Origin of the sequence: Saccharospirillum sp. MSK14-1, from assembly GCF_003054965.1 — a bacterium.
GTDB lineage: Bacteria > Pseudomonadota > Gammaproteobacteria > Pseudomonadales > Natronospirillaceae > Saccharospirillum.
On the sequence record NZ_MIES01000026.1, the window covers coordinates 298,818 to 325,309 of the forward strand.

General features: G+C 58.6%; 28 protein-coding genes and 1 riboswitch. Of the genes, 19 read left to right on the forward strand and 9 right to left on the reverse strand.

Features of this window, described 5'->3' with window-relative positions; translation table 11 throughout:
• The first annotated feature begins 22 nt into the window (after positions 1-22).
• Both BGP77_RS05320 and BGP77_RS05325 read left to right on the forward strand, forming a co-directional pair.
• Positions 23-928 carry a carbohydrate ABC transporter permease gene (locus tag BGP77_RS05320; RefSeq protein WP_108163679.1) on the forward strand — a complete coding sequence of 302 codons (906 nt, stop codon included), beginning with the start codon at positions 23-25 and terminating at the stop codon, positions 926-928.
• The gene (locus tag BGP77_RS05325; protein ID WP_108163680.1) at positions 925-1,749 is read left to right on the forward strand and encodes a carbohydrate ABC transporter permease; all 825 of its coding nucleotides are present in this window, start codon (positions 925-927) and stop codon (positions 1,747-1,749) included. The genes BGP77_RS05320 and BGP77_RS05325 overlap by 4 nt, the downstream gene beginning before the upstream one ends.
• 66 nt (positions 1,750-1,815) lie before the next feature.
• Here BGP77_RS05325 and BGP77_RS05330 read toward each other — a convergent pair whose 3' ends face one another.
• Positions 1,816-2,721, reverse strand: coding sequence for a LysR family transcriptional regulator (locus tag BGP77_RS05330; protein WP_108163681.1), 906 nt, complete (start codon positions 2,719-2,721; stop codon positions 1,816-1,818).
• A gap of 101 nt (positions 2,722-2,822) precedes the next feature.
• Here BGP77_RS05330 and BGP77_RS05335 point away from each other — a divergent pair, with 101 nt between their 5' ends.
• Entirely contained in the window at positions 2,823-3,560 is a 738-nt protein-coding gene (locus BGP77_RS05335) for an SDR family oxidoreductase (protein ID WP_108163682.1), read from the forward strand.
• Positions 3,561-3,606: 46 nt separating this feature from the next.
• Here BGP77_RS05335 and BGP77_RS05340 read toward each other — a convergent pair whose 3' ends face one another.
• Positions 3,607-3,924, reverse strand: a complete 318-nt coding sequence (locus BGP77_RS05340; protein WP_108163683.1) for a MazG nucleotide pyrophosphohydrolase domain-containing protein — start codon at positions 3,922-3,924, stop codon at positions 3,607-3,609.
• 33 nt (positions 3,925-3,957) lie between these two features.
• Positions 3,958-5,259, reverse strand: coding sequence for a nitrate- and nitrite sensing domain-containing protein (locus BGP77_RS05345; RefSeq protein WP_108163684.1), 1,302 nt, complete (start codon positions 5,257-5,259; stop codon positions 3,958-3,960).
• Between the two features lie 448 nt (positions 5,260-5,707).
• Between BGP77_RS05345 and BGP77_RS05350 the strand changes: the two genes are divergently transcribed.
• The 3 genes from BGP77_RS05350 (at position 5,708) to BGP77_RS05360 (ending at position 8,982) form a co-directional block, all read left to right on the forward strand.
• Positions 5,708-6,559, forward strand: coding sequence for a formate/nitrite transporter family protein (locus BGP77_RS05350; protein ID WP_108163685.1), 852 nt, complete (start codon positions 5,708-5,710; stop codon positions 6,557-6,559).
• A 64-nt stretch (positions 6,560-6,623) separates the two neighbouring features.
• Positions 6,624-8,324 carry a bifunctional protein-serine/threonine kinase/phosphatase gene (locus BGP77_RS05355; protein WP_108163686.1) on the forward strand — a complete coding sequence of 567 codons (1,701 nt, stop codon included), beginning with the start codon at positions 6,624-6,626 and terminating at the stop codon, positions 8,322-8,324.
• Positions 8,325-8,394: 70 nt separating this feature from the next.
• Positions 8,395-8,982 carry a LysE family translocator gene (locus BGP77_RS05360; protein WP_370446827.1) on the forward strand — a complete coding sequence of 196 codons (588 nt, stop codon included), beginning with the start codon at positions 8,395-8,397 and terminating at the stop codon, positions 8,980-8,982.
• On the opposite strand, the gene BGP77_RS05365 is transcribed toward BGP77_RS05360, so the two are convergent.
• Positions 8,968-9,795, reverse strand: coding sequence for an AraC family transcriptional regulator (locus tag BGP77_RS05365; protein ID WP_108163687.1), 828 nt, complete (start codon positions 9,793-9,795; stop codon positions 8,968-8,970). The genes BGP77_RS05360 and BGP77_RS05365 overlap by 15 nt on opposite strands.
• A gap of 155 nt (positions 9,796-9,950) precedes the next feature.
• Between BGP77_RS05365 and BGP77_RS05370 the strand changes: the two genes are divergently transcribed.
• Together BGP77_RS05370 and BGP77_RS05375 are read left to right on the forward strand one after the other, a co-directional pair.
• Positions 9,951-10,535, forward strand: coding sequence for a TetR/AcrR family transcriptional regulator (locus BGP77_RS05370; protein WP_108163688.1), 585 nt, complete (start codon positions 9,951-9,953; stop codon positions 10,533-10,535).
• 52 nt (positions 10,536-10,587) lie between these two features.
• Positions 10,588-11,565, forward strand: a complete 978-nt coding sequence (locus BGP77_RS05375; protein WP_108163689.1) for a zinc-binding dehydrogenase — start codon at positions 10,588-10,590, stop codon at positions 11,563-11,565.
• Between the two features lie 36 nt (positions 11,566-11,601).
• Here BGP77_RS05375 and BGP77_RS05380 read toward each other — a convergent pair whose 3' ends face one another.
• On the reverse strand, positions 11,602-12,294 hold the full coding sequence (locus BGP77_RS05380) for a GntR family transcriptional regulator (protein WP_108163690.1): 693 nt from the start codon (positions 12,292-12,294) through the stop codon (positions 11,602-11,604).
• Positions 12,295-12,579: 285 nt separating this feature from the next.
• Between BGP77_RS05380 and BGP77_RS05385 the strand changes: the two genes are divergently transcribed.
• From BGP77_RS05385 to gmk, 6 genes are all read left to right on the forward strand, one after another.
• Positions 12,580-13,602: an ABC transporter ATP-binding protein gene (locus BGP77_RS05385; RefSeq protein WP_108163691.1), complete on the forward strand. Its 1,023-nt coding sequence runs from the start codon at positions 12,580-12,582 to the stop codon at positions 13,600-13,602.
• Between the two features lie 38 nt (positions 13,603-13,640).
• Positions 13,641-14,990: a PotD/PotF family extracellular solute-binding protein gene (locus tag BGP77_RS05390; protein WP_108163692.1), complete on the forward strand. Its 1,350-nt coding sequence runs from the start codon at positions 13,641-13,643 to the stop codon at positions 14,988-14,990.
• A gap of 96 nt (positions 14,991-15,086) precedes the next feature.
• Positions 15,087-15,941: an ABC transporter permease gene (locus tag BGP77_RS05395; RefSeq protein WP_108163693.1), complete on the forward strand. Its 855-nt coding sequence runs from the start codon at positions 15,087-15,089 to the stop codon at positions 15,939-15,941.
• Between the two features lies 1 nt (position 15,942).
• Positions 15,943-16,761 (forward strand): ABC transporter permease, encoded by an 819-nt coding sequence (locus BGP77_RS05400; RefSeq protein WP_108163694.1) that lies wholly within the window; start codon positions 15,943-15,945, stop codon positions 16,759-16,761.
• The gene (locus BGP77_RS05405; RefSeq protein ID WP_108163695.1) at positions 16,758-17,462 is read left to right on the forward strand and encodes an aspartate/glutamate racemase family protein; all 705 of its coding nucleotides are present in this window, start codon (positions 16,758-16,760) and stop codon (positions 17,460-17,462) included. Before BGP77_RS05400 ends, BGP77_RS05405 begins: the two co-directional genes overlap by 4 nt.
• A gap of 89 nt (positions 17,463-17,551) precedes the next feature.
• Positions 17,552-18,205: a guanylate kinase gene (gmk, locus tag BGP77_RS05410; protein ID WP_233252308.1), complete on the forward strand. Its 654-nt coding sequence runs from the start codon at positions 17,552-17,554 to the stop codon at positions 18,203-18,205.
• 9 nt (positions 18,206-18,214) lie between these two features.
• Here gmk and BGP77_RS05415 read toward each other — a convergent pair whose 3' ends face one another.
• The 4 genes from BGP77_RS05415 to BGP77_RS05430 are packed head-to-tail and all read right to left on the reverse strand — an operon-like array spanning position 18,215 to position 21,810.
• The gene (locus tag BGP77_RS05415; protein ID WP_108163697.1) at positions 18,215-18,973 is read right to left on the reverse strand and encodes an ABC transporter ATP-binding protein; all 759 of its coding nucleotides are present in this window, start codon (positions 18,971-18,973) and stop codon (positions 18,215-18,217) included.
• Positions 18,970-19,941: an iron chelate uptake ABC transporter family permease subunit gene (locus tag BGP77_RS05420; RefSeq protein WP_108163698.1), complete on the reverse strand. Its 972-nt coding sequence runs from the start codon at positions 19,939-19,941 to the stop codon at positions 18,970-18,972. Before BGP77_RS05420 ends, BGP77_RS05415 begins: the two co-directional genes overlap by 4 nt.
• On the reverse strand, positions 19,938-20,921 hold the full coding sequence (locus tag BGP77_RS05425) for an ABC transporter permease (RefSeq protein ID WP_233252309.1): 984 nt from the start codon (positions 20,919-20,921) through the stop codon (positions 19,938-19,940). The genes BGP77_RS05420 and BGP77_RS05425 overlap by 4 nt, the downstream gene beginning before the upstream one ends.
• Entirely contained in the window at positions 20,911-21,810 is a 900-nt protein-coding gene (locus tag BGP77_RS05430) for a siderophore ABC transporter substrate-binding protein (RefSeq protein ID WP_233252310.1), read from the reverse strand. The genes BGP77_RS05425 and BGP77_RS05430 overlap by 11 nt, the downstream gene beginning before the upstream one ends.
• Positions 21,811-22,180: 370 nt before the next feature.
• Positions 22,181-22,288, forward strand: a riboswitch (guanidine-I (ykkC/yxkD leader).
• Positions 22,289-22,358: 70 nt separating this feature from the next.
• Between BGP77_RS05430 and BGP77_RS05435 the strand changes: the two genes are divergently transcribed.
• From BGP77_RS05435 to BGP77_RS05455, 5 genes are read left to right on the forward strand one after another with little or no spacing between them, the layout of a single operon-like run.
• Complete coding sequence (locus BGP77_RS05435) at positions 22,359-23,402, forward strand: putative urea ABC transporter substrate-binding protein (RefSeq protein ID WP_108163699.1); 1,044 nt, start codon at positions 22,359-22,361, stop codon at positions 23,400-23,402.
• A gap of 31 nt (positions 23,403-23,433) precedes the next feature.
• Positions 23,434-24,255 carry an ABC transporter permease gene (locus BGP77_RS05440; protein WP_108163700.1) on the forward strand — a complete coding sequence of 274 codons (822 nt, stop codon included), beginning with the start codon at positions 23,434-23,436 and terminating at the stop codon, positions 24,253-24,255.
• Positions 24,252-25,025: an ABC transporter ATP-binding protein gene (locus tag BGP77_RS05445; protein ID WP_108163701.1), complete on the forward strand. Its 774-nt coding sequence runs from the start codon at positions 24,252-24,254 to the stop codon at positions 25,023-25,025. Before BGP77_RS05440 ends, BGP77_RS05445 begins: the two co-directional genes overlap by 4 nt.
• Positions 25,022-25,765 (forward strand): urea amidolyase associated protein UAAP1, encoded by a 744-nt coding sequence (locus tag BGP77_RS05450; protein WP_108163702.1) that lies wholly within the window; start codon positions 25,022-25,024, stop codon positions 25,763-25,765. The genes BGP77_RS05445 and BGP77_RS05450 overlap by 4 nt, the downstream gene beginning before the upstream one ends.
• Positions 25,762-26,412, forward strand: a complete 651-nt coding sequence (locus BGP77_RS05455; protein ID WP_108163703.1) for an urea amidolyase associated protein UAAP2 — start codon at positions 25,762-25,764, stop codon at positions 26,410-26,412. Before BGP77_RS05450 ends, BGP77_RS05455 begins: the two co-directional genes overlap by 4 nt.
• Positions 26,413-26,492: the final 80 nt, after the last annotated feature.

Here is a 26,492-nt window from a genome sequence, read left to right on the forward strand (position 1 = left end):
AGTCGTTAATTGGATGTGATTCATGACCGTCACTGAGACTGTCCAAAACCCCCAGGCGCCGGCGCGGAAACGTATCGCTGCCGCCTGGGGGTTTATTTTGCCGGCGTTCGCCATCTATGCCGCCTTTGTGCTGCTGCCAATGGCGATCTCGGTCTACTACTCGCTGCTGAACTGGGATGGTATTGGCCAAGCCAGTTTTGCCGGCCTGTCGAATTATTGGGAAGTGATGACCGACAGTGATCTGCTGCAGATCATCGGCAACGCCTTCCAACTGATCATCTACTTCACCGCCGTGCCGGTGGTGCTGGGTTTGCTGATTGCCTCGGTTATTCGCAACCAGATGTCCGGTCGTTTTGGCACTGTCACCCGCACCATCCTGTTTATTCCGCAGGTGATTCCGTTGGTGGCCGCTGGCATCGCCTGGAGTTGGATGTACGACTTCGACGGCGTGGTGAACCAGTTCCTCAACCTGATCGGTCTGGAAAGCTGGACCCGCGGTTGGCTTGGTGACTTCGATTACGCCCTGCCAGCGGTGGGCTTGATCGGCACCTGGGTGTTGTTGGGTTTGTGCTTGCTGTTGCTGGTGACTGGCATCGCCAAGATCGACCCGGCCTTGTACGAAGCCGCCAAGCTCGATGGCGCCACGCCCTGGCAGGAATTTCGCCACGTGACGCTGCCGAGTCTGCGCCCGGAAATTGGCGTCTGCATCACCGTTACCATCATCCAGGCGCTGTCGAGTTTCGATGTGGTTTACGTCTCCACTGGCGGTGGTCCGGGCATTGAAACCACTGTGCCGGGGCTGGAAATTTATCGCCTGGCGTTTGCGCATCGTGAAGTCGGTCTGGCGTCGGCGCTCGGCGTGGTACTGATGATTCTGGTACTGGTGTGCATCCTGCCGGTGCAGTGGCTGACGCGGGAGAAATCATGAATCACTGGTTACGTAATCCGTGGATCGGCCGTGGCCTGATCGTCTTGTTGATGGCGATCACGCTGCTGCCGTTTCTGAGCATGTTGTCGGCCGCTCTGGCACCGTCGGGCACTTATCCGGTTGGGCTGTCGTGGCCGTCCGATCCGCAGTGGGGCAATTTCGCGCGCGCTTTTGAAGTCGCCAATATGGGGCAGATGATGCTCTCCAGCCTGTTGATTGTTGCCGGTGTCGTTCCGCTGGCGGTGATTATGGCGTGTCTGGCGGGCTTTGGTTTGTCGAAGCTGGTGACCGGGCGGCGCAAATGGTTGTATTTGGTGTTTGTGCTGGGTTTGACGCTGCCGTTCGAGTCGATCATCACGCCGCTGTATTACGAAGTGCGGGCGCTGGGTCTGCTTAACACCCGCTTTGCGATCATCCTGCCGCTGCTCGGTTTGTATATGCCGTTCTCGGTCTACTGGATGCGCGCCCACTTTATCGGTGTGCCCAAAGATTTGAGCGAAGCAGCGCAACTGGACGGCGCCGACAGCTGGCGCGAATTCTGGAAAATTCAGATGCCGCTGGCGCGACCGTCGGTCATGTCGCTGTCGATCCTGCTGTTTCTGTGGACCTGGAATCAGTTCCTGCTGCCGGTGGTTTTGGTGCAAGACCCGACCAAACGCACCGTCGCCGGGGCTTTGGGAGCTTTCCAGGGCCAGTGGGGTACCGACGTGCCGCTGCTCTGCGCCGGCTCACTGATCATTTTGGCGCCCACCGTTATTTTGTTTTTGATCTTTCAACGCCAGTTTGTCTCGGCCTTGTTGCAGGGCGCGGTCAAAGGCTGACTGCACCGCATCGTTGTTTCGTCTGTCCTGCAAGTGCAATGGTTTTCCCGGCTGCGGCCGGGTTTTTTATGCTTGTCCAAAATGAGCGGCATATAACTCACTCACCCAATCGACAAAGACTCGTACCCGCGGCGCCAGATGCCGCTGCGACGGATACAGCACCGATACCGGAATGCCGGGGCTGGGGTAGTCGGCCAGTACTTCAACGAGTGCGCCGCTGTCGAGGTGTTTTTGGGTATCGAGTCGCGGTAGCTGAATGAGGCCACAGCCGGCGAGCGCGCTGGCGATGTAGGTTTGGGCGTCGTTGACGCTGATCCAATTGGGCAGATCGTACTCTTTGACCTCGCCGTTCAGGCGGCATTCGAACGGATAGCTGGAATCGTAACCGCGCGAGAAGAAGCCCACGGCGTGGTGGTGGCGCAGGTCGTCGGGGTGTTTGGGTGTGCCGTGCTGGTGCAGATAGGCGGGGCTGGCGCACATCACTTCGGGAATGACCGCCAGCCGCTTGATGACTAATGAAGAATCGCGCGGGTGGCCGGAGCGGATGACACAGTCGATGCCTTCGGCTACCAAGTCGACCAGCCGGTCACCACTGCTCAGCCGAATGTCGATGCGCGGGTAGCGGCGGTGAAAGTCGTCGATGTTGGGCAGCACGATGTTGGTGGCGTGCGAGCCGTGCAGGTCGAGTCGCAAGACGCCGCCGGGGTCGGTGGTGCTTTGGCGCAGTGAGGCTTCGGCGTCGTCCAGTTCGGCAAGAATGCTCAGGCAATGACGATAAAAGTGGTCGCCATCGGGCGTCGGTTTTACCTGGCGGGTGGTGCGTTCCAGCAGGCGTGCACCGAGCCGGGTTTCCAGGTCTTTGATGGCCTGGGTGGCGGTGGCGCGGGGCACGTTCAGCGCTTCAGCGGCTTGAGTGAAGCTGCCCAGTTCGACGATGCGGCAGAACAGAGCGAAGGCGTCGAGTCGATCCATTGTTTATTTTTTCTGAATAGTTAAGCCAGAATATCGGTCATTATCCGAAACCAATCAACAACGATACTGGCGGTGTCCATTCAAAAACCCGGAGGTTTTACATGACTGCATCCACTCAAGTGGCCATCGTGACCGGTGGCTCACGCGGTATTGGCAAAGCAACGGCGCTGCGTCTGGCGCGCGATGGTTTTACCGTGGTGGTGAATTACGCGGGCAATGCGCAGGCGGCGGCCGACACGGTGGCAGACATCAGCCAGGCCGGCGGCAAAGCGTTGGCCGTGCAGGCCGACGTGGCCGACGAAGCCGCGGTGCAAGCGCTCTATGCCAAAACCATCGAGTCCTTTGGCCGCGTCGATGTGGTGGTCAACATGGCGGGCATTCTGGGCATGCACGCCATTGAGCCCGCGAGCCTCGCTGACTACCGCCGCCACATTGCCACCAACCTGGACGGCACCTTTTTAATGATGGCCTACGGCAAGGAACACCTGCCCGACGGCGGCCGTTTTATTGCGGTGTCGTCCACGGTACTGGCGCTGAATTACCCGAACTATGGGCCTTATATTGCCTCGAAAGCGGGTGTTGAAGGCTTGGTAAAAGTGTTCGCCAATGAGTTGCGCGGTCGCAACATCACGGTGAATGCCGTCGCGCCGGGCGCGGTCGCAACCGAGCTGTTCTTTAACGGCAAAAGCGACGAACTGATTGAGCGGCTGTCCAAGTTGCCGCCGTTGGAACGGCTGGGCGAGCCGGATGATATTTCCGGCGTGGTGTCGTTTTTGGCGGGCCCGGATGGCCGCTGGATCAACGGTCAGGTGGTGCGCGCCAACGGCGGCGTGGCCTAAACCAATGCCCAACGTGCCCTAAACCAATGTCCAACGCGCCCTGGGTTCAGGCCCAGCGGCGCGTTTTATTTTTGGCTTCCTTGGCGCGAAAGGCGTCTTCCAGATTCACCGCGTAGCGGTTGGCGATGGAGTACAGGTAAATCAGCACGTCAGCCAGTTCGTCGGCGATCTCGCTGTTCACCGCGTTCACATCCATGGGCATGCCTTCGGCCTGCCGCACGGCTTTGAACAATTCACCCACTTCTTCACCCAGCAGCAGGCATTTATCGCGCGCGTTTTGTTGCGCAAAGCCGCGCTCGGTTTCCAGTGCTTCTACGTAACGTTGCAAGGCGGTGAGGTCGGCTTGAGGGGTTAGGTTGGGCATTGTTTGAATCCTGAATAGCGATGGCAGGTGTGGTTATTGTGCCGTACCAGCGGCGTTCTCGGCCGCTTCAATCAGCAATTCACAGACTTCGGCCACGCGCATGTGCGAATCCATGGCGCGTTTTTGAATGCGGTGGTAGGCGTCGTCTTCGCTCAGTTTTAAGTTTTTCATCAGCAGCGCTTTGGCGCGTTCGAGCAGTTTGCGTTCGTTCAGCGCTTCGCGGGTTTCGCACAGTTCATCGCTGACCTGGCGCAGGTGCTCGGCCTGTGCTTTGAGCAAATCGTAAAGCGTGCGGCCGATGGCCGGTTCCGAGCTGGGGTCGTGCTGGACCGCCAAACCGGCGGGCACCAAGGGCGCGTCGAGATCGAGCAACAGCGATGGCGGTTCGGCGTAGTTGTCCTGACTGTCGGAGAGCACCGACAGCAGTTGGTATTCATGGTCGCGCAACTGTTGCTTGGCGCGGCTTAACTGGGCTTGGCTGAGCGTGAGCAGGTGGTTGGCGAGGTCGCGTTCGAGTTCGTGCATCAGGTCGATGCGCTGGGTGGCGAGGTCGTACCAGACTTCGCCGAGATCGGCCGGAACGCAGTCGTCGTCACTGAGTGCGTCGATCACTTCGCGCAGTTTGTTGAAGTGAGCGACCACCTCGGCGTTTTCAATCGATTGCCATTGCCACTGTTGTTCGGCGGTGGCGAAGCTGTGGAATTGATCGAAACAGCGCTGCTGAGCAAAGCGCAAGCCGGCGAGGCGTTCGCGGCTGTCGTCGTTGACTTCGCTGGTGGTAAAACCAAACGCCGCCCAGGCGCGTTCCTGACCGGCGTACTCCTTGCCCTGCATAAAATTGAACAGCGCCAGCAAGGCGCGGGTGGTGCTGGGGTCGCCCGCGCCGTCGGCGGCTTCGAACACGATGCTCAACAAACCGGCCATCAACCGACTGAACGCCTGGGTGCTGAGCCGGGCGTCGATCTGTTGTTGGTCGATGCGCTGGCGCAGGGTGTCGACTTCATCGAGCGCCTGCATCACCAGGGCGGTGCGCGTTAATACCCGGGTGGACGGCGAGTGCCGGCGCGATTCCAAATAGCGTTGTTGCAGCAAGCGACGCAACTGAGTTTCCTGCTCTCGGCTGCGTTCAATTTGGGCCTCGCGTTGAGCGCTCAGCCGCTGGCCCTGACTGCCCAGATAGACGTTTGATAAACCGCGTTCGCGCTGCAATTGGTGAATCAATTCACTGACGCCGGTGACCACTTCACAGGTGTCGGCCAGCTCTGCCAGGCTGGTCGTTTCCGACTGTTTGGCAGCCAACAGGAATTGTTCGGTGGCGCGCGGTCTGGGGCTCATGCGGGTGCGATCTCACGATGGATGCGATTGTTAAGGCAAGGATTGCTCCATAACGCCAATTCGCGAATACCCGCTCAATCTGCGGCGATTTCGTGACTGTTTAAGAGGCACAACGAGACCGCAACGCACCAAGTCGGAACATCGGTGCGCGCGGTAATGTCGTCGACTGAGTGGCGAACAATCCGCTAACTGTTTGATTTGGCGTGCAATTAACCGCGGGTCTCAGAAATTGGCCCCGTCTTTGCTCTGGCGAACTCAGCAAGGGTGAAAACCCGCTGACAATGTGTGCACTCGGATAATGGCGTCCACCTCGACCGTCTCTTTGGAGTTCGGTTGGGTGGGCGCTTTTTTTGTGCCTGTCGTTTAGTGCGCAGGCGAATGCCCGAGCACGGTTGGCGGTTACCAACAAACGTCCAGACGTTCACTACGACTGCAAGAGGGGAATGCCATGTCTTACTTACTGCCGAACGAGTTCGTGACCAAGATGGTCGATGCGGGCGAATCGAAAATTTATATGTCCACGCGCGATACCTTAATTCGCGCTTTTATGGCCGGTGCCATTCTGGCGTTGGCCGCCGTATTTGCGGTGTCGGTGGCGGTTGCCACCGGCAGTCCGTTGCTGGGTGCTGTGCTGTTCCCGGTCGGGTTCTGCATGCTCTATTTGATGGGCTTCGATCTGCTCACCGGCGTTTTTATGCTCACCCCCCTGGCGCTGCTTGACCGCCGCGCGGGTGTGACCGTGCCGCAGGTATTGCGCAACTGGGGGCTGGTGTTTGTGGGTAACTTCGCCGGTGCGCTGACCGTGGCGTTTATGATGTCGTTCATCTTCACCTACGGCTATAACACCGACGGCGGTGCCATTGCCGCCAAGGTGGCGAGCATTGGCGAAAGCCGCACCGTCGGTTACGCCGAATTTGGCGCCGCCGGTTGGTTCACGATTTTTATTCGCGGCATGTTGTGCAACTGGATGGTGTCGCTCGGTGTGGTCGGTGCCATGGTCTCCACCAGCGTGTCCGGCAAGGTGATCGCCATGTGGATGCCGATCATGCTGTTCTTCTTTATGGGCTTTGAGCACTCAGTGGTGAACATGTTTTTGTTCCCCTTCTCGCTGATCATGGGCGGTAATTTCTCGGTCGGCGATTACTTCGTGTGGAACGAAATTCCGACCGCGCTGGGCAACCTGGTTGGCGGTTTGGCCTTCACCGGTTTGACCCTGTTCAGCACGCACTACAAAACCGCGCCCAAGCGTCAGTTGGCGAGTCGCGCGCCGTTGAACACTGCCGACGCGAAAACCGCCTGAACGCATGAACCTTTGCTGCACACCAACCCGGCTTTGGCCGGGTTGTCTGCGTTGAGGCAGATCGATGCTCAGTTTTACGGAAGCGGCGCTGAGCCAGGCGGGGCGTAAACGTGAGAATCAGGATTATTGCGCCAGTCACCGCACCCACACCGGCGCGGTGTTTGCGCTGGCCGATGGTATCAGCAGCAGTGCCGTCAGTGCGGCGGCGGCCGAACACGCGGTGAACGAGTTCATTGCCGACATGCGCCGCCTGGGTGATGCCATGACGGCACGCACTGCCGGCGTGCACTCGTTGCAGGCCATTAACGAACGGTTGCGCCAGGAAAGTCTGGCGCAGGGTTTGAGTGACGATCGCGATAAAGGCTACGTCTGTGCGTTCACGGCTTTGGTGCTGAAAGGTCGGCAAGCGCATCTGTTTCATGTCGGCGATACGCGCTTGTACCGCTGGCGCACACAGCGGCTGGAATGCCTCACCCAGGATCACCGCGCCTGGCGTGATGACGGTGGTTCCTGTTTGGCGCGTGCGCTGGGTGCGGACGAGCAGGTCACCGTGGATTACCGGGTGCTGGACATGGCGGTGGGCGATGTGTTCGTGCTCAGCAGCGATGGCGTGCACGATCATCTCGACGAACGCGACTGGGCCCGGGCGTTGGCCGAGCCGAACAGCCAGGTCACCGACGTGGTCGAGCAACTCCTGCAACTGGCGCTGGCACGCGGCAGTGACGACAACCTCAGCTTGCAGCTGGTACGACTGAATGCCTTGGACGACAGTGATGTCGATTGGGTAGATACCGAATTAAACCAGCGGCCGTTGGCGCCGGACGACCTCGATGTCGGCAACCGAATCGACGGCTTAACGCTGCTCAATCTTATCCACTCGAGCCCCCGCAGTCGGGTGTTTAAAGCCATCGATAATGCCAGCGGAACGACGCTGTTGCTGAAGCTGCCGTCACGCGAAGGCCGAGATGACCGCGACTATTTACGGCGGTTTTTGCTAGAAGAATGGGTCGGTCGCCAACTCGACAGCCCGCACATGGTGCGCGTGGCGTTGCCCGATCGGCCGCGTCGGTGGCTCTATACCTTGCTGGAATGGGTCGATGGACAGACGTTGGCCGATTGGCGCCGAGCTCACCCCAGCCCGTCGGTTGAAACCGTACGCGCTGTTATTGACCAAACCGCCACAGCCTTGCAGGCGATGCATCGCCGCGACTTGCTGCATCAAGACATCAAGCCCGACAACGTGATGATCGATGGGGATGGCCGGGTGACCTTGATCGACTTCGGTTCGGCGCGCAGTGCCGCGCTGGCGGAATTAACAAATGACGACGAGCCGGCCTTGTTGGGCACGGCGTTGTACGCCGCGCCGGAGTATTTTCTCGGCGAATTCGGCGATGAACGCGCCGATCAGTTTTCGCTGGCGGTGCTCGGTTATTGGTTGCTCAGCGGCGAACATCCCTATGGCACCTCGGTGGCAAAAGCACGCAGTGCGGGTGCGCAAAGCCGATTGCGCTATCGGCCGCTGCATCACTCACTCAGCGAGTTGCCGGCCTGGTTTGAAGCGGCGTTGGAAAAAGCGTTGTCGATTCAGCCCGACCAACGTTACCCCGAGCTGTCGGAATTTCTCTACGATCTGCACCACCCCAACCCGGCGTTAAAAACCCGCCACTGGCAGCCGTTGCTGGAGCGTCATCCGGTGCGTGTCTGGCAAGGTATTTCGGCCTTGTTGGCGCTGGCCTTGCTCGGGCAGTGGTGGCTTTTGCACTGATCAATTTTATTCAATATCTGCCCGGACGAAGCGCGCAGACTGCCGCCTGTTGAATCAGGAGGGCAGTGTGATGTTGGCTTTGTTATGGCCGATGGCGGCGTTTGCGTTGGCGGCGTCGATTTCGCCGGGGCCGGTGAATCTGGTGGGGTTAAGCAGCGGCAGTCGCTATCCGTTGCGCGTTGGCCTGGTGTTTGTGACCGGCGCGACGCTGGGGTTTATTGGGCTGTTTCTGGCGGTAGGTTTGGGGCTGCATTCGTTGCTGCGTGATTGGTCGCTGGTGCTCAGCGCCTTGCGCTGGGGCGGCATCGCCTTTTTGTTGTATCTCGCCTGGCAGTTGCTGCGCGATGACGGTCACCTGGGTGACGCCGATGCACAACGTGCGCCCAGCGTGGTTACCGGTGCCTTGATGCAATGGCTGAATCCCAAAGCCTGGCTGGCATCGTTGGCGGGCATCGCGGCTTACACCGATGGCAGTCTGGTGCAGCTTGGGTGGTTTGCCGGTCTGTATTTACCGATTTGCTGGGTGTCGTTATCGGTCTGGGTCTTAGCTGGGGCGTTCTTGCGGCGTTGGTTGCAGCGTCCGGCGTTGCTGGTGGCGGTGAATCGCACGCTGGCGGGGTTGTTGATCGCCAGTTGTCTGGTGTTAGTTCTCGACTGAGCGACGGTACTGATTGGGCGTGGCAGCAACCAGTTTTTTGAAGGTGCGCTGAAAATGAGCCTGGTCACTGAAGCCGGTATCGAGCGCCGCCTCGGCGATGGGTGTGCCCGCCTTTAACGCCTGCTGACCCAGCTGGATGCGACGGTTCACCACATAGGCGTGCGGCGTTAAGCCAAAGTGCTGTTTAAAGGCGCGAATCAGATAGCCCGCGCTGTAGCCGCTCAGAGCGCATAGCTCGTCGAGCGACAGATCGCTGGCGGCGTGCTCATCCAGATAATCGGCCAGTTGGCGTAACTGGTCAGGCACCAGCGTTGGCTGGAGCAGCGGTTGCTGGGCCAGGTGCTGCATCAGTTCGGTGAGGTAGAGCACCGCCTGACTTTGTTTTTCCAGCAGATCACGCTGCGGGTCGATCAGGCATTGCGCCAGCGCGCAATAGCCGTCGTACCAGCGCGGCTCGTTGAGCATGGGCGTGGCGATATCTTGCCAGACGGGCGTGGGCAGCAAACCGGCCTGATGGCGCAATTCAGTCAGCCAATCGGTATCGACGTAAAGCATCCAATACGCCCAGGGCTGGTTATCCACCGGGTTGCAGGCGTGCACCCAGCCGGGGTTCATCAGTACCAGCGTGCCGGCTTGAATCGGGTAGCGGTTGTCGCGGTAAAGAAAGGTGCTGTGACCGTCGGTGATGGCGCCGAGTGACCACTGTTGATGGCTGTGCGGTGCGTAACACACCGTGCGACCGTCTTCGACGCGGCGCAGTTCCAGCTGCGGCAGGCGGTCATCGCGCCAGAATTGTGGGGATTGAGCGGTCATCGGAAGCTCCGTCGCAGTCAGACGACTCAGCATAGTGAGCCAGGAGACGCTCGGCCAGCAAAGTTTGAATTCACACACTAAGGGTGACTTTCAGCCTACTAGACGACCGGTCTATTACGAGTATGATGCGCCACCAGTAACCGAGGTGGCGTGCCATGACTGTGACTGTTAAATCCGAACAAACCCGTCAGCGAATTTTGCAAACCGGCCGGGATCTGGTGCTGTCCGGTGGGTTTGTGGGGGTTGGCCTGAAACAGATTCTCACCGACAGCGGTGTGCCCAAGGGCTCCTTCTACTACTACTTCGACTCCAAAGAAGCCTTCGGCTGCGCCTTGCTGCAAGACTACGTGGACGAATACCTGGCCCGGCTCGATACCATTGTTGCGTTACCCTACAGCGCTGCCGACCGACTGATGCGCTATTTGCAACCCGCCCAAGACGCCAGTGCCTGCATTGCGGAGCGCTGCCTGATCGTCAAGCTGGCGGCGGAAATTTCCGATCTGTACGAATCGATGCGACTGATTCTGGATGCCGGTGTGGCGGGCATCGTGGCGCGGCTGACGCAGTTGCTGGAAGCCGGTCAGGCTGATGGCTCGCTGCAATCGGATCACCCGCACAACGACGCTGCCAGTCTGTACAGCCAATGGCTCGGCGCTGCTGTGCTGACCAAGTTGTCGCAACAGCCGTCGTTTCTGCAAAACGCCGTGGCGGATACCCAACGCCGTTTCGTGACCCATTAATCCAACATTCCCTGTTACCGGCCGCGCGCCGGACTGTCTTTGAGGTGATTCCATGAAAGCCATTACTTACACCACCTTCGGCACACCGGTTGATGTGCTGAGCGTGACCGACACCGCCACACCCGAACCTGCGGCGGGCGCTGTGCGCGTGCGCATGACCGCATCGCCGATTCACAACCACGATTTGTGGACCATTCGTGGCAGCTACGGCTACAAACCCGAACTGCCTGCTACCGCCGGCTCTGAAGCCGCGGGCGTGGTTGAAGCCGTGGGCGCGGGTGTCGATGACACACTGATCGGCCAGCGCGTGGCGGTGGCGGGCGTTGCCGGTGCCTGGGCGGAACAGTTTGTCGCGCCGGCGGTCGGTTTGGTGCCACTGCCCGACGCGGTGTCTGATGACGTCGGTTCGCAATTGCTGGCGATGCCGCTGTCGGCGTTGGCGCTGCTTGAACAGTTGCCATTACAGGCAGGCGATTGGCTGGTGCAGACCGCCGCCAATGGCACCGTCGGTAAACTGATGATCGGCATGGCGCGCGAGCGTGGCATTAAGGTGTTGAATCTGGTGCGCCGAGTTGAGGCCAAGACGGAGCTGGAGGCCTTTGGTGTCGATGCGGTGTTAAGCACCGAAGAGGACGATTGGAAAACCCAGGCCGAAGCCATTGTCGGCGAAGCCGGTGCGCGTGCTGCCATCGATTCTGTTGGCGGTCCGATTGTTGCCGATGTTGCCGATCTGTTGGGCCGCGATGGTGAACTGATTGTCTTTGGCACCGCCGCCGGTGTGCCGCTGGCGTTGAATGCGGGCAACATGATCAGCCGCCACTTAACGGTAAAAGGTTTCTGGGGCGCGCGGGTGATGGCCGAGATGTCGACCGAAGACAAAGTCCGTTTAATTGGCGAGCTGGTGCAACTGGCGGTGGCGGGCAAACTGCATTTGCCGTCCGGCGGTGATTTCAGACTGGATCAGTATCAGGCGGCCATTGATGCGTCGTTGACGGCCGGTCGTTCCGGCAAGATTTTGTTCAAGCCGTAAGCTTTCTTGTTGGCAGCGGGTGCAAGGCCCGCTGCCTTAGTCGTGGTCGTCACCAAAGACGGTTTGCAAATCGACACTGCGCGTTTCCCAGAAATCCAGATTCAGATGCTGCTCCAAATCGTTCAGGTGATGGCGCATGCATTGAATGGCCGGCAGTGGGTCGCGTCCTTCAATAGCGGCGATGATGTCGCCGTGCTCATCGCACCCGCATTGCGGATCGCTGTGTCGCTGGTACAGCGAAATGATCAGCGAACTGCGGGTGATTAAATCTTTGAGAACGTCTTCTAACACCGGGTTGCCCGCCAACCGCGCCAGCAATAAATGAAACTGACCCGACTCACGAATGATGGCTTCGCGCTGTCCACGTTCAATGGCGGCCTGTTCCTGGTCGCGTTGTTTGCGCAGCAGCGCGAGGTTTAACGCACCGCGCTGACTGACCAGAATTTCAATAATGCCGCGCTCAATAACAGAACGCGCAGCGAACACCGCACGCGCTTCTTCCACCGACGGCTGCGCAATGCTGGCGCCTTTATTGGGTTCAATGGTGACGATGCGTTTTAACGCCAAGCGTTGCAGCGCAACCCGGACGTGGTTGCGGTTGGCGTTGAGGCTTTCCACCAACTGCGCTTCCACCAAACGCGTGCCCGGCGGCAGACGTTGCTCGGCCACCGCCCGGTCGATGGTGGCAACAATGCGATCAATCTCACTGGCTTTGTTGGCTGGTTTCATACGCGAACCTGAACCGATTCCCCAAGAAGGTGCATGAATAATTGTTAACAATTTTTGAGGCGTTTTGGCACCGAAAGTGGGCAGTGCGCCCAATCTTGGCCCAAAAAGGCAGCATGGCTGTGCGCCTCAAACCACCGCATCCACGGCACGCTAGAGCGCTGTAGTGTCAGGGTTTCATCGAAAAACCCAGTGAACTCAGGCGCTTAGCTCAATGCGCGGTGGCTGGCATTGCAGTTGCAATAAATCTGCCATTGATTGCTAACAATTTATTCGAGGCGCATTGAAATGGCAGGATCGGTCGAGCTGGTAAAACTGACCAAGGCGTATGACGGCCAAACGGCTGTCGACGGCATTAATTTGCGCATTCCCGATGGCAGTTATTGCTGTTTGCTCGGTCCCAGCGGCTGCGGAAAAAGCACCACGTTGCGCATGATCGCCGGCCATGAAGGGGTGACTGACGGCGACATCTTGTTGAACAACCGCAACGTCACCGATCGTTCTCCGCGCCAGCGCGGTACGGCGATGATGTTTCAGAATTACGCGCTGTTTCCGCACCTGTCGTGCCGCGACAACGTGGCCTACGGATTAAAAATTGCCGGTCAGTCAAAAGCCGAACGCCATCGCGCCGCCGACGAAATGCTGGAACTGGTCAATATGAGTCAGCACGCCGATAAATTGCCGACGCAACTGTCCGGTGGCCAGCAACAGCGTATCGCGTTGGCGCGCGCGCTGATTTGTCGTCCGGAAGTAGTGTTACTCGATGAACCTTTGTCGGCGCTTGATCCGTTTTTGCGCATTCAAATGCGTAAGGAATTGAAGCAGCTGCAGCGCGATTTGGGGCTGACCTTTATTCACGTCACGCACTCCCAGGAAGAAGCCTTTGCTCTGGCCGATCTGGCGGTGGTAATGAACGACGGCGTGATCGAACAAAGCGGTCATCCGCGGCGCATTTTTGAAGCGCCGGCGTCGCCTTTCGTGGCGCATTTTATTGGCGGTCACAACGTGCTCACACCGAACGCCGACACGCTTGCCGGAGAAGCCAGCCGCTTCTCCATTCGTGCCGACCGACTCGGTATTGCCGCTGCGCAAACCGACCTTCCTGAATCCAGCGCCCGTGTGGAAGCCATCATCGTCGATGTGGAATTCCAGGCGCAATTTTACTTCGTCGAAGCCCGCCTGGACGACGGCCAGGCGGTGATGTGCTACTTGCCCGAAGCGCAGTTGGATGCGGCGGTGGTAGCACCAGAACAACGCGTGGCCCTGTATTGGGACCGCGCGGCCGTCAATCGTTTCGAAGCTCCCCAATAAGTGAACCTGATAAGAACCCTGACCCGAGGATCCAACCGATGAACGATCAAGACCCAACCAAGCTCGACAGCACGCCGGACGACAGCGGCGTTAACCCAACAGAAACCGACAGCGTTACCCCGAAAGCCAGCAGTGGCGTTTCGCGTCGTTCGGTGTTGAAAGGTGCCGCCGGTGCCGGTGTTGCTGCCATCTCCGGCTTTCCGATGATTTGGGCGCAAAATATCCAGAACGTCACCCTGCGTCAGTTCGGTACCGGTGTATCGAACCTCAACGCCATCGCCGAAAAATGTAAGGAAGATTTGGGCTTTAACCTGCAACTGACCTCGCTCGATTCCGACAGCGTGACTCAGCGTGCGGTCACTCAGCCGAACTCTTACGACATTGCCGACATCGAATACTGGATCTGCAAAAAGGTCTATCCGTCGGGCGTGATGCAGCCATTGGATGTCAGCCGTCTGAGCAATTACGACAAGATTTCCCAGCTGTTCATCACCGGTCGTCTGACCGACGATGCGGAAATCGCTCAGGGTACGGCGCCGCACACGGTTGGTTTTGTGCCGACCAAAGAGTCCACCGAATTCGCCAGCGCGCCGACCAACTGGATGACGTTGATTCCGACCATCTACAACGCCGATACGCTGGGCATTCGCCCGGACCTGATTGATCGCCCGATCACCTCCTGGGCCGACATCATGGACCCGGCGTTCCGCGGTCAGACGTCGCTGATCAACGTGCCGTCGATCGGCATCATGGATGCGGCGATGATCTGCGAAGCCATGGGTGAAATCACCTACGGCGACAAGGGCAACATGACCCGTGCGGAAATCGATCAGACCATCGACATTCTGAAAGCCGCCAAGCGCGACGGTCAGTTCCGTGCCTTCTGGAAGACCTTCGATGAGTCGGTCAACCTCATGGCCTCCGGTGAAGTGGTGATTCAGAGCATGTGGTCACCGGCCGTTGCTGCGGTGCGCAGCCAGGGCATTGCTTGCCGTTATCAGCCGCTGCAGGAAGGTTACCGTGCCTGGGGTGGTGGTTTGGGCATCGCTTCTCACCTGTCCGGTCTGGAACTGGATGCCGCCTACGAATACATCGACTGGTACCTGTCTGGCTGGGTCGGTGCTTACCTGAATCGTCAGGGTTACTACAGCGCCGCTCCGGAAACCTCCAAGCAGTTCATGAGCGACGACGAGTGGGGTTACTGGATGGAAGGCGAAGCCGCCCAAGGCGACATTCTGAGCCCGAGCGGCGATGTGATGGAAACCGCGGGTGCCGTGCGTGACGGTGGTTCCTATGAAGAGCGCATGGGCAGTGTGGCCTGCTGGAACTCAGTGATGGACGAGAACCAGTACATGGTGCGCAAGTGGAACGAATTTATCGTTTCCTAAGGCGATGACTTACGAGGGGCTGGCGCTTCACTGGTCGGCGTCGGCACCCTCTTTTTTGATACCCATTGATGACGTTTTTTGATTCAGGAAATTGCTATGTCAGCGAGTAAAAACCGGCACGCCTATTGGCAGGCTTCACCACTGACACTGGTGCTGCTGGCCTTTCTGGTGTTCCCCATCATCGTCATCGGTATTGTCAGTTTCTGGAACTACAATTCCTACTCGTTGATTCCCGATTTTATTTTTGATAACTACGCCTATCTGCTGACGTCGCCGGTCACCTTGAAGGCTTATATCAATACCTTTCAGTTTGCGTTTTTAGCCTGGTTTTTCACGCTGGCGATTGGCTTTACCGTGGCGTATTTCCTCGCCTTTCACATTCATTCGGTGAAGGCGCAGACGATCTGTTTTCTGATCTGCACGGTGCCGTTTTTCACCTCCAATATTATCCGTATGATTTCCTGGATTCCGTTGCTCGGGCGCAATGGTCTGGTGAATTCATCGCTGCTGTCGGCGGGCATTATCGATCAGCCGCTGACCTTTTTGTTGTACAGCGATTTCGCAGTGGTCTTGGCCTACGTGCATCTGTACAGCCTCTTTATGGTGGTGCCGATTTTTAATTCGATGATGCGCATTGATCGCTCTCTGGTCGAGGCGGCGGTCGATGCCGGTGCCAATGCCTTTCAGGTGTTGCGCGATGTGATCGTGCCGTTGTCGAAGTCCGGCATCATCGTCGGCAGTATTTTTGTGATGACGCTGGTGATGGGCGATTTCGTCACGGTAAAAATTATGGGCGGCGGCATTACCGCCAATGTCGGCATGATGATCTACAACGAGATTTCGCTGCTGCAATATCCGGCCGCAGCCGCCGGTGCCGTGGTGTTGCTGGCGACGGTACTGATGATGTTGGTGATCCTCTTCCGCCTGGTCGATATTCGTAAGGAGCTGTGACATGAAACGATCATTCAGCTTTTATGCGCTCGCGGCTTTTTTCGGACTCTTCGTGCTGTTTTTGTACGGCCCGACACTGACCATTGCGATTCTATCTTTCCAGGGCCCGGACGGCGGTCTGACCTTCCCGATGCGCGGTGTCTCCCTGCACTGGTTTGGGCAATTATTCCAGGCGCAGGCGGTGGGCAATTTTGGCGCGGCGTTAAGGCGCTCGCTGTTGCTCGGTTTGGCGGTGATGATTTGCACGGTGGTGTTTTCGTTGCTCGCCGGTCTGGCGTTTCGTAAGCGCTTTAAAGGCAGCTCGGTGCTGTTTTATTTAACCCTGGCGAGTCTGATCATTCCCTCCATTCTGATCAGCCTGGGCATCGGTTTGATGTTCGACCGGCTGGCATGGACACCGGCCTGGTTCAGTTCCGGTTTCGGTTCGCACCTGACTTGGACGCTGCCTTTTGGTCTGCTGATTATGTTTGCGGTGTTCAATCGGTTTGATGCCAGTTATGAAATGGCGTCGGCCGATCTGGGGGCGTCGCACTGGCAAACCTTCCGCTATATTTTGCTGCCGTTGCTGGCGCCCAGTTTGCTCGGGGTGGCGCTGTTTGGTTTCACCCTCAGCTACGACGAATTCGCGCGCACGCTGATGACCTCAGGCAGTTTTAATACGCTGCCGCTGGAACTCTTTGCCATGACCACCAACGTCACCAGCCCGGTGCTGTATGCGCTGGGTACGTTAACGACGGTGATTTCGCTGTCGGCGATTGGTCTTATTCTGCTGGTGATGCGATTGGCGCAGCGCCGGCCTAAAGCGACGTCCGAATCATGACCATCGCGGTTATTAATCCCAATGCCTCGGTTGCCATGACCGAACTGATTGAGCGTGAATGCCGTGGCTTGGAAGGCTTAAGCCAACCGCTGAGCATTCACCGGTGTGAACAATCGCCGCCGAGTATTGAAGGCTACAGCGATGGCGCGCAGGCGGCCTATTGGGTTGCTGAAACCGTGCGCCAGCTGGAGGCGCTGGCTGAACCGCCGTCGGCTTATGTGCTTGCCTGTTTCGATGACACCGGTCTGGATGCCGCCCGTGAACTGACGCGCGCGCCCGTGCTCGGTATTGGTGAGGCGGCTATGCAGGCGGCGAATCTGGTGGGTAATCGGTTCACCGTACTCACCAGCCTGGAGCGCTCCATTCCGATTCTCAGCCGAAACCTGCGCCATTATGGTTATGGCGAACGGTGCGCCGGTGTTTATGCCTCAAACGTCTCGGTGCTGGCGCTGGAAGCCGACCCGGCCAGTTACGACCAGGTGCTCGAACGCGCCTGGTTCGCGCTCGAACAAAGTCGCGGTGAAACGCTGGTGCTGGGCTGTGCGGGCATGAGCGGCTGGGTGGCGCGGTTGCAAAAAGACGTCGGCGTGCCGGTGATCGACGGTGTGCGCGTGGCGGTGGCGGTGGCCGATGCACTGACCCGTTTGGGATTGCAGACCAGTAAGGCGCTGGGTTATGCCTTTCCTGAAACCAAGTCGTAAAATGCATCGACCATCGGTTTCGGCCTGTTACTGAGTGGCAAAGCTTCTATAATGCCCGCCATTCTTGCCAAGCCGACCAGGGTACTTCGATGACACTCAGCATGCCGCCGCAACTCGTTCCTAAAACTGCCAGTGGCACGCTTTATATTGTGTCGGCGCCGTCCGGCGCGGGCAAAAGCAGCCTGGTTAATGCGCTGATCAAACGCCTGCCCTTTGTTTATCTGTCGATTTCGCACACCACGCGCGGAATGCGTCCGGGTGAAACCGATGGCGAGCACTATCATTTTGTGTCGACCGAGGAGTTTCTCGCCATGGTTGAGCGCGGTGAGTTTTTGGAACACGCCCAGGTGTTCGACAACTACTACGGCACCAGCCAGGTTTGGGTGCAGCAGCAGTTGGACGATGGCCACGATGTGATTCTGGAAATTGACTGGCAGGGCGCGCAACAGATTCGCAAACAGATGCCCAAGACAAAGGGCATTTTTATCATGCCGCCGTCGCGCGATGCGTTGCAGGAGCGCTTGGAAAAACGCGCACAAGACAGCGCGGAAGTGATCGCCCGGCGCATGCGCGATGCTACCAACGAAATGTCGCACTACCACGAATACGATTACGTGGCGGTGAACGACGACTTCTACAAAGCGCTGGATGAACTCTGCGCTATTTTTATCGCCAATCGCCAGACGCTGGAAAAACAGCAGGAATCACACGGCGACTTGTTCAAGCATTTGCTTAATGACTGAGGCGGCCGATCAGGCGTAGTACAGGCCGATTGGCCGTCCTTTAAAGCGCTCGATGGTCATGTCGATGTCGTACAGCGCTTTCATCTTGTCGGCGGTGATCAGCGCTTCCGGATGCCCCTGAAACGCCAGCTTGCCGTTCTGCAGCGCGACGATGTCGTCGGCGTAGCAGGCGGCAAAGTTGATGTCGTGCAGCACGATGATCACCTTTTTTCCCATCGCCTGACTCGCGCGTTGCATCAGTTGCATGATGTCGACGGCGTGTTTCATATCGAGATTATTCAGCGGTTCGTCGAGCAGCACGTAGTCGGTGTCCTGACACAGCACCATGGCGATGTAGGCGCGCTGACGCTGGCCGCCGGACAGCGTATCGAGAAACCGCTGCGCCAGATCGTCCAGGTTCAGAAATGCCAGTGCGCGTTGCACCTGCTCCAGGTCTTCCGGCCCCGGTCTGCCTTTGCAATACGGATAACGCCCGAAGGTGACCAGATCGATCACCCGCAGCCGGGTGCTGATCTGGTTTTCCTGACGCAGAATGGCCAGCTTGCGCGCCAAGGTCATTGAGGGGGTGGCGGTGATGTCGAGACCATCGATATGCACGGTGCCCGCATCGATCGATTGCAACCGGCTGATCATACCCAGCAAGGTCGATTTTCCCGCGCCATTAGGACCGATGATGGCGGTGATGCCGGCGTCGGCGAGATCGAGACTGACGTTATCGATGACGGTGCTGTCGCCGTAGCGTTTGCTCAGGTTGCGGATTTCGATCATGAACGTCGCCCCTGTCGGATGACCAGAAGAATGAAAAACAGCCCGCCGCCGAATTCGATCAGAATGCTCAGGCCGGTGCCAAAATGCAGCAGGTGTTCGAGTATCGCCTGGCCGCCGATCAAAATGGCGGTGGCCAGCAAGCCCGCCAACGGCAGCACGTAGCGATGTTGGTGTGTTCCGGCGAGCGCATAAGCCAGATTGGCCACCAGCAAACCGAAGAAGGTAACCGGACCGACCAGCGCGGTGGCAATCGATACCAGAATGGCGATGCCAACCAGAGTGCGCATCACCAGTGTGCGCTGATCCAGCCCCAGGGTGATGGCCGGGTCGTCGCCCAGATTCAGCACGTCGTAGGCGTAGCGCGCGCGCCATAACAGCGCACTGACAATGGCGGCGACCAGCAACGAAATGCCCAGCAGTGACCCATCGATCTGGTTAAAGCTGGCGAACATCACATCCTGCAACGCATCGAATTCGGCCGGGTCCATCATGCGCGTGATCAGGGAGGTAAAAGAACGGAACAGAACGCCGAAAATCAGCCCGACCAGCACCAGCAAATGCAGGTCGCGACGCTGGCGCACAAACAGCCAGTAATAGAGTGCACAGACGGCACCGGTCATCACCGCCACATCGAGCAGCCATTTCAGTTGCGCGTTGATCTGCACGTAAAACAGGTTGCCCAGGGAGAACACCAGCACCGACTGCAACAGCAGATAGAGCGCGTCGAAACCCATGATGCCGGGCGTGAGAATGCGGTTGTGGGTCAGTGTCTGAAACAGCACGGTGGAAATGGCGATGCAGTAACCGACCAACGCAATGGCGACCAGCTTCTCGCCGCGAAATGGCAACGTGAATGCCCAGCCCGCGCGAACGTTCCAGGTCATAAAGGCCACACCGGCCAACACCGTGAGCAGCCCAACCCAAGCCAGGCGTGCCGCTGGCGACAAACGTTTCAGCGCGCGCATCATGAGCGGCCCTCGCTGCGGCGCAGCAGCAGATAAATAAAGAAGGCGCTGCCGATCACGCCGAAGACGGTGCCGATGGGAATCTCATACGGATAACGCAACAAGCGGCCAAGGATGTCGCACGCCAATACCAGGGCGGCGCCCATGATGGCGACCCAAGGCAGTGAGCGGCGCAGATGATCGCCCATCATCAGGCTGACGACGTTGGGTACGACCAAACCGAGAAAGGGAATCACCCCGGTGGTGACCACGGTAACGGCTGAAATCATCGACACGATGGCCAGCCCGAACAGCAATACCCAGCGGTAATTCAGGCCGAGATTGGTGGCAAAATCGCGGCCCATGCCGGCGACCGTAAAACGGTCGGCGGTCAAGTAGGCGATCACCGCGAGCGCCGCGCCGATCCACAGTAATTCATAGCGGCCGCGCAAGATGGCGGAGAAATCGCCGTTGGTCCAGTTGGCGACCGACTGCATCAGGTTCAGCCGATAGGCGATAAAGGCGATCACCGCCCCGACCACGCCGCCAAACATGATGCCGATGAGCGGCACCATCACCGTCGAATGCAGTGGCACAGCCCGCAACAAGGCCATAAACACCAGGCTGCCAGCGAGTGCGAACACCGAAGCGATCAGCATTTTGCCCATGACCGGCATGGCCGGTGCCAGCAGGGTGACCAGCAACAGACCCAGCATGGCGCATTCAACCGTGCCGGTGGTCGAGGGTTCAACAAAGCGATTGCGCGCCAGCATCTGCATCAGCAACCCGGCCACGGCCAGTGACATTCCCGCCAGCACCAGCGCCAGCGTTCGTGGCAACCGACTGATCAGCAGGATTTGCAGATCGCGCTCGCCCAGTTGCGTCAGGTGCAGCTCGGCCACACCGATCAACAGGCTGAGCGCAAACAGCAACAGAAAAACCGGCAGCGCCAGCCACCATAACGGCAGCCGACGCTTGGGCAGGGAGAGAGTATTAACGCTCAAGCGCGGTTTTGACCTCGTTGACCATCTCGCTGGTCGCCGTCAGGCCGGACATAACGATGTACCAGTTCACCGAATCGAGATAGGTGACGCGGTCGTTCTTGACCGCATCCATTTGTTGGACCAGGTCGTTATCCAAGGTGGCGCGCGCGGCATCGCCCGCATTGATGGCGGAATCGCGGTCGATCACAAACAGGTAGTCCGGGTTGGTGTCGAGCAGGAACTCGAACGACACCGGATCGCCGTGCGTGGCGGCTTCGACGTCCTCAATGACCGGTTTCACACCCAGCTCATCGTGCAGCCAGCCGAAACGCGAGCCTGGCCCGTACGCGCTGATACGACCGCCGGAGGTGAGGATGATCAGGGCGGTGCCAGCGTCGGCGGCCAGTTCGCGCGTGGCTTCAACGTTGGCATCGAGTTCGCTCAGGTGTTCAGCGACGTCGTTCTGATGACTGAAAATCTCGCCCAAGGTGGTGACGCGATCGCGCAGCTGGTCGAGGTAACCGGCGCCCCAAACGGTCATGTCGATGGTCGGAGCGATCTTGCTCAGGTCGTCGTAAGCGGCCGAAGAGCGGTTGGCGACGATGATCAAATCCGGCTGCAGCGCGGCCAGGGTTTCAAAATCCGGTTCGAACAGGGAACCGACGTTGGTGTAGTCGTCGCCGCGATATTTCGACAAACGCTCTGGCACGAAATCCTGCGGCAAGCCGGCAACGTCGATGCCCAGAGTATCCAGCGTGTCGAGACTGGCAATGTCGAAAGTCACCACGGTTTCCGGTGTGGCGTCCAGGGTGGTCGTGCCCTGGGCGTGTTCGATGGTCATTTCTGCCAGGCTGGCGGTCGTTAAACCGGCGGCGAGCAGGCCGGTGGCGGCCAATGCAGACATCCTCATGGTGGGCTCCTTGTTTTATAAACGATTTTATAAACGGTTCTTTAAATGGCTTTTAACCGGAAGTCAGATCGCTCTTGGCAAGCGATCAGGCAGTGCAAATTTTGGCTGCCGATTGTAGCAGCAGAAATTGAAAACGAAATAAGAGTGATGTGCATTCGCTGATATGAATCCGTTGGGCTGGGTGGTTATTCATGCCCTTTAAAAGTGCGCGATTGCGCGAAGGCGGTGCGCTGCTGGCCAAATCGTTTTAGGCGAAACATCGCTAAAATCGTTATAACTTGTTGTTTTTTCTGAGTTCTTCGTCGATTGGCACGGAGCTTGAAAGATTCGCCCTGTCCGTACTCTTGGCAGGACCGGACACAACAATTTGGTAATAGAGCGCTAGGGTTCCGATTGTTGCCGTGAGCAGCGATGTCTGGTCCGAGAGCACTCGACCTTTCAGTGAAGGGTTACACGGCGGGACAAAAGCCCGGGAGACTTGTTTGGCACTGGCCAAGAGTACTCCTGAGCGACCGACCGATAACGTAAAACCAACTGAGAGGCACGCCATGAAACGTTTGATTCCCCTGCTGCTTTGCACGTCCCTGGCTGCGACCGCGGCCCAAGCCAAAGATTCCTTCTCGATTTGCTGGTCCATCTACGTGGGCTGGATGCCGTGGGCCTATGGTGCCGACGCCGGCATCGTCGATAAGTGGGCCGATAAATACGGCATTGAGATTGATGTGGTGCAGATCAACGATTACGTCGAATCCATCAATCAATACACCGCCGGCGAATTCGACGGCTGCACCATGACCAACATGGATGCGCTGACCATTCCCGCTGCCAGTGGTGTCGACAGCACCGGCCTGATTCTGGGTGACTACTCCAACGGTAACGACGGCATCATCTTAAAAGACGCCGACTCGCTGGCTGACATTGAAGGCCAGTCGGTCAACCTGGTGGAATTGAGCGTCTCTCATTACTTGCTGGCGCGCGGTCTCGACAGCGTTGGCTTAAGCGAAGCCGATGTTGACGTGGTCAATACCTCCGACGCCGACATGGTTGCCGCCTACACCACCAACGATGTGACCGCTGTGGTGACCTGGAACCCGCTGCTCAGCGAGATCAACGCCATGGACAACAGCACCGAAGTGTTCAACTCGTCGCAAATTCCTGGCGAGATCATCGACATGCTGGTGGTCAACACCGAAACGCTGGCAGAGAACCCGGACTTCGGCAAAGCCCTGGTCGGTGCCTGGTATGAAATCATGAGCACCATGCAGGGCGATTCCGCCGACGCTGTTGAAGCGCGCACCGCCATGGCCGTGGCTTCGGGAACCGATCTGGCGGGTTATGACGCTCAGCTGGCCAGCACGGAAATGTTCTACAGCCCCGAACAGGCATTGGAACTGGCCAACAGCGACACCCTGGTCGACACCATGAGCAACGTCGCCGAGTTCTCCTTCGATCACGGCTTGCTGGGCATGGGTGCGCCGGACGCCGGCTTTATCGGCATCGACATGCCGGCCGGTACCTTTGGTGATGCGGGCAACGTTCAGTTCCGGTTCGACCCGAGCTTTATGCAGATGGCGGCCGACGGCGCGCTCTAAACCAAGGTCCATAAACGACTGAGGGTCGAGGATGAAACGGCTGATCAACAAAACGCCCGGTTTGCGCGGTCGCTGGCTGCTTGGGCTGCTGCCTTTCGCGCTGCTGCTGGCACTCTATCTGGGCGCCTCCGACGTGCGACTGGAGGCCAACCCGAACGACAAGCTGCTGCCGAGTATCGAGCAGATGGGCGCGGCCATGCACAATCTGGCGTTTGAGCCGAGCAAACGCAACGGCGACTACCTGTTCTGGGTGGATACCGCCAGCAGTCTGCAACGGCTGTTGCTCGGGGTGGCTATCGCGGCATTGATCGGCCTGGTGCTGGGTTTGCTGACCGGTGCGTTGCCATTGGTTACCGCCGGGGTGTCGCCGTTATTAACGGTGGTTTCCCTGGTGCCGCCGCTGGCGCTGTTGCCCATCCTCTTTATTGTCGTCGGTCTGGGCGAGGTGTCGAAGGTGGCGCTGATCGCCATTGGCATTACGCCCTTTATCGCCCGCGACATTCTGCGCCGCACCCAGGAAATTCCAGCGCAGCAGTTGATTAAAGCGCAGACGCTGGGGGCCAACAGTGCTCAGACCATTGTCCGGGTGTTGTTGCCGCAGATTCTGCCGCGCCTGATCGATGCGGTGCGGCTGTCGCTCGGCAGTGGCTGGCTGTTTTTGATCGCCGCTGAAGCCATTGCCGCGACCGATGGGCTGGGTTACCGCATCTTTCTGGTTCGGCGTTATCTGTCGATGGACATCATCCTGCCCTACGTTGCCTGGATTACGTTGCTGGCGTTTGTGCTCGACCAGCTGCTGGCGCGCGCCAACGACTGGCTGTTTCCCTGGCACAAAGCGGGGCATGAATCATGATCGAAGCGCGTAATCTTTGGAAAAACTACGGCGACACTCAGGTGCTGGAGCGGCTCAATATGACCGTTGCCGAAGGCGAGTTTGTCACCCTGGTTGGCGCCTCCGGCTGCGGCAAGAGCACCTTTTTGAAATTGCTGCTTGGCGTCGAAGCGCCCAGTCGCGGTGAGTTGTTGTTGGATGGCCAGCCGATTCCGGACGAACCCGGTCCCGATCGCGGCATTGTCTTTCAGCAGTACTCGGTGTTTCCGCACATGACGGTGCTCGACAATGTGGTGGCTGCCCGGGCTTTTCAAAAACCCGGCGTCAGCGGTTTTTTGTTCGGCGCCGCCAAGCGCGATGCCATCGACGAAGCCAAATCCCTGCTGGAACAAGTCGGGCTGAGTCATGCGCTGGATCGGTATCCGCATCAGTTGTCCGGCGGCATGCGTCAGCGTCTGGCGATTGCTCAGGCGTTGCTCGGCAAGCCGCGCATTCTGTTGCTCGATGAGCCGTTCGGTGCGCTCGATCCGGGCATTCGCGCCGACATGCACGAGCTGGTGCTGAAGCTGTGGCGCGACTACAAACTGACCGTCTTTATGGTCACCCACGACATCAAAGAAGGCTTTCACCTCGGCACCCGGCTGTGGGTGTTCGACAAGCTGCGCCATGACCCTCACGCACCGAATGCCTATGGCGCGCGCATTACCTATGACATTCCCGTTGGTCAGCGCGATGACGTCACGCTCGAAGCGCTCGACAACGACGCTCTAACTCAGAGGAATCATCCATGAGTGATCTGATTCGATCCATTGAATACCAGACTGAGATTGCCCCGGGCGGCCACTGGTCGCTGCGGTTGCGTCGCGGCACCGTGATGCGGCTGACCGACCTCCAGGGCGACGCCAACCTGGGTTTGCTGATGTTCAACCCGGACAACCTGCTTGAGCGTTACAACGCGCCCGACACCTTAAAATGCCAGCACACCTTCCGGCTGACACGCGGCAATTGCCTGTATTCCGATATGGGCCGGGTGTTCGCCTCAATCATCGACGATGAATTGGGCTGGCACGAAAGCGTCTGCGGCAACAGCCACGCTGAACTGGTGAATGAACGCTGGGGTCAGCGCGATTTCCAGAACGATCGCAACGCCTGGCATCAGAACGGCCACGACGCCTTTCTGGTGGAAATGGCCAAATACGGACTCGACCTGGCGGACCTGCCTGCCAATGTGAATCTGTTTAACAAAGTGGTGGTCGATGACGATGGCCAACTGAGCCGGGTGTCGGGTCACAGCCAGGCCGGCAACAGCGTCACGCTGCGGTTTGAAATGGACACTTTGGTGCTGCTGCACACCTGCCCACACCCGCTCGATACCGCCAAGGATTACCCGGCGCGGCCGGTCAAGGTGGAACTGGGTATCGCCGAACCAGTGGCCGAGGACGACGAGTGCCGCAATTTCTGCGAGCAAAACCAACGCGGTTTCCGCAACAACGCCCTCTATCATCTGGGCCCGATGTCGGAGGCGATATGACGCACCCACTGAGCGAAAGCCCTCGCCAAGCCGAGGCGGCTGTATTTCAACAAGACATTCCCGCGGGCGATTACTTTATTCATCCGGTCATGGTGGGTCAGACCGTACGCATTGTCGACATCGACGGCAATGAAGCGGCCGATACCCTGTTCTTCAGCCTTGATGATCCGAGCGAGCGCTACAGCGCCACCGATACCGTGCGTGAACAGGGCAATGTGTATTTGAGCACCGGCAGCCAGCTGCGCACCAACCTGAACCGGCCGATGCTCGATATCGTTGCCGACACCTGCGGCCGCCACGACACCCTGGGCGGTGCGTGTGCGGGCGAGAGCAACACGGTGCGCTACGACCTGGAAAAACGCTGCATGCATTCGTGCCGCGACAGCTGGATGCTGGCCATTGCCGAGCACCCGGAGTTTGGCCTGCACAAGAGCGACATTGGCCACAACATCAACTTCTTTATGAACGTGCCCATCACCGCGGACGGTGGCCTGAGTTTTCAGGATGGCTTGTCCGGCCCGGGCAAATATGTCGAGCTGACGGCGTTGATGGATGTGGTGTTGCTGATCTCCAACTGTCCGCAGCTGAACAACCCCTGCAGTGGTTTTAACCCAACGCCACTGGGTGTGCTGATCTGGGACGCGTGATTTCCAATGAACCCTACCGGCGGCGGACGACCGCTGCCGTGCTCGCTTAAGACAACGGGACGGCCCGTCCAGAGGCACCT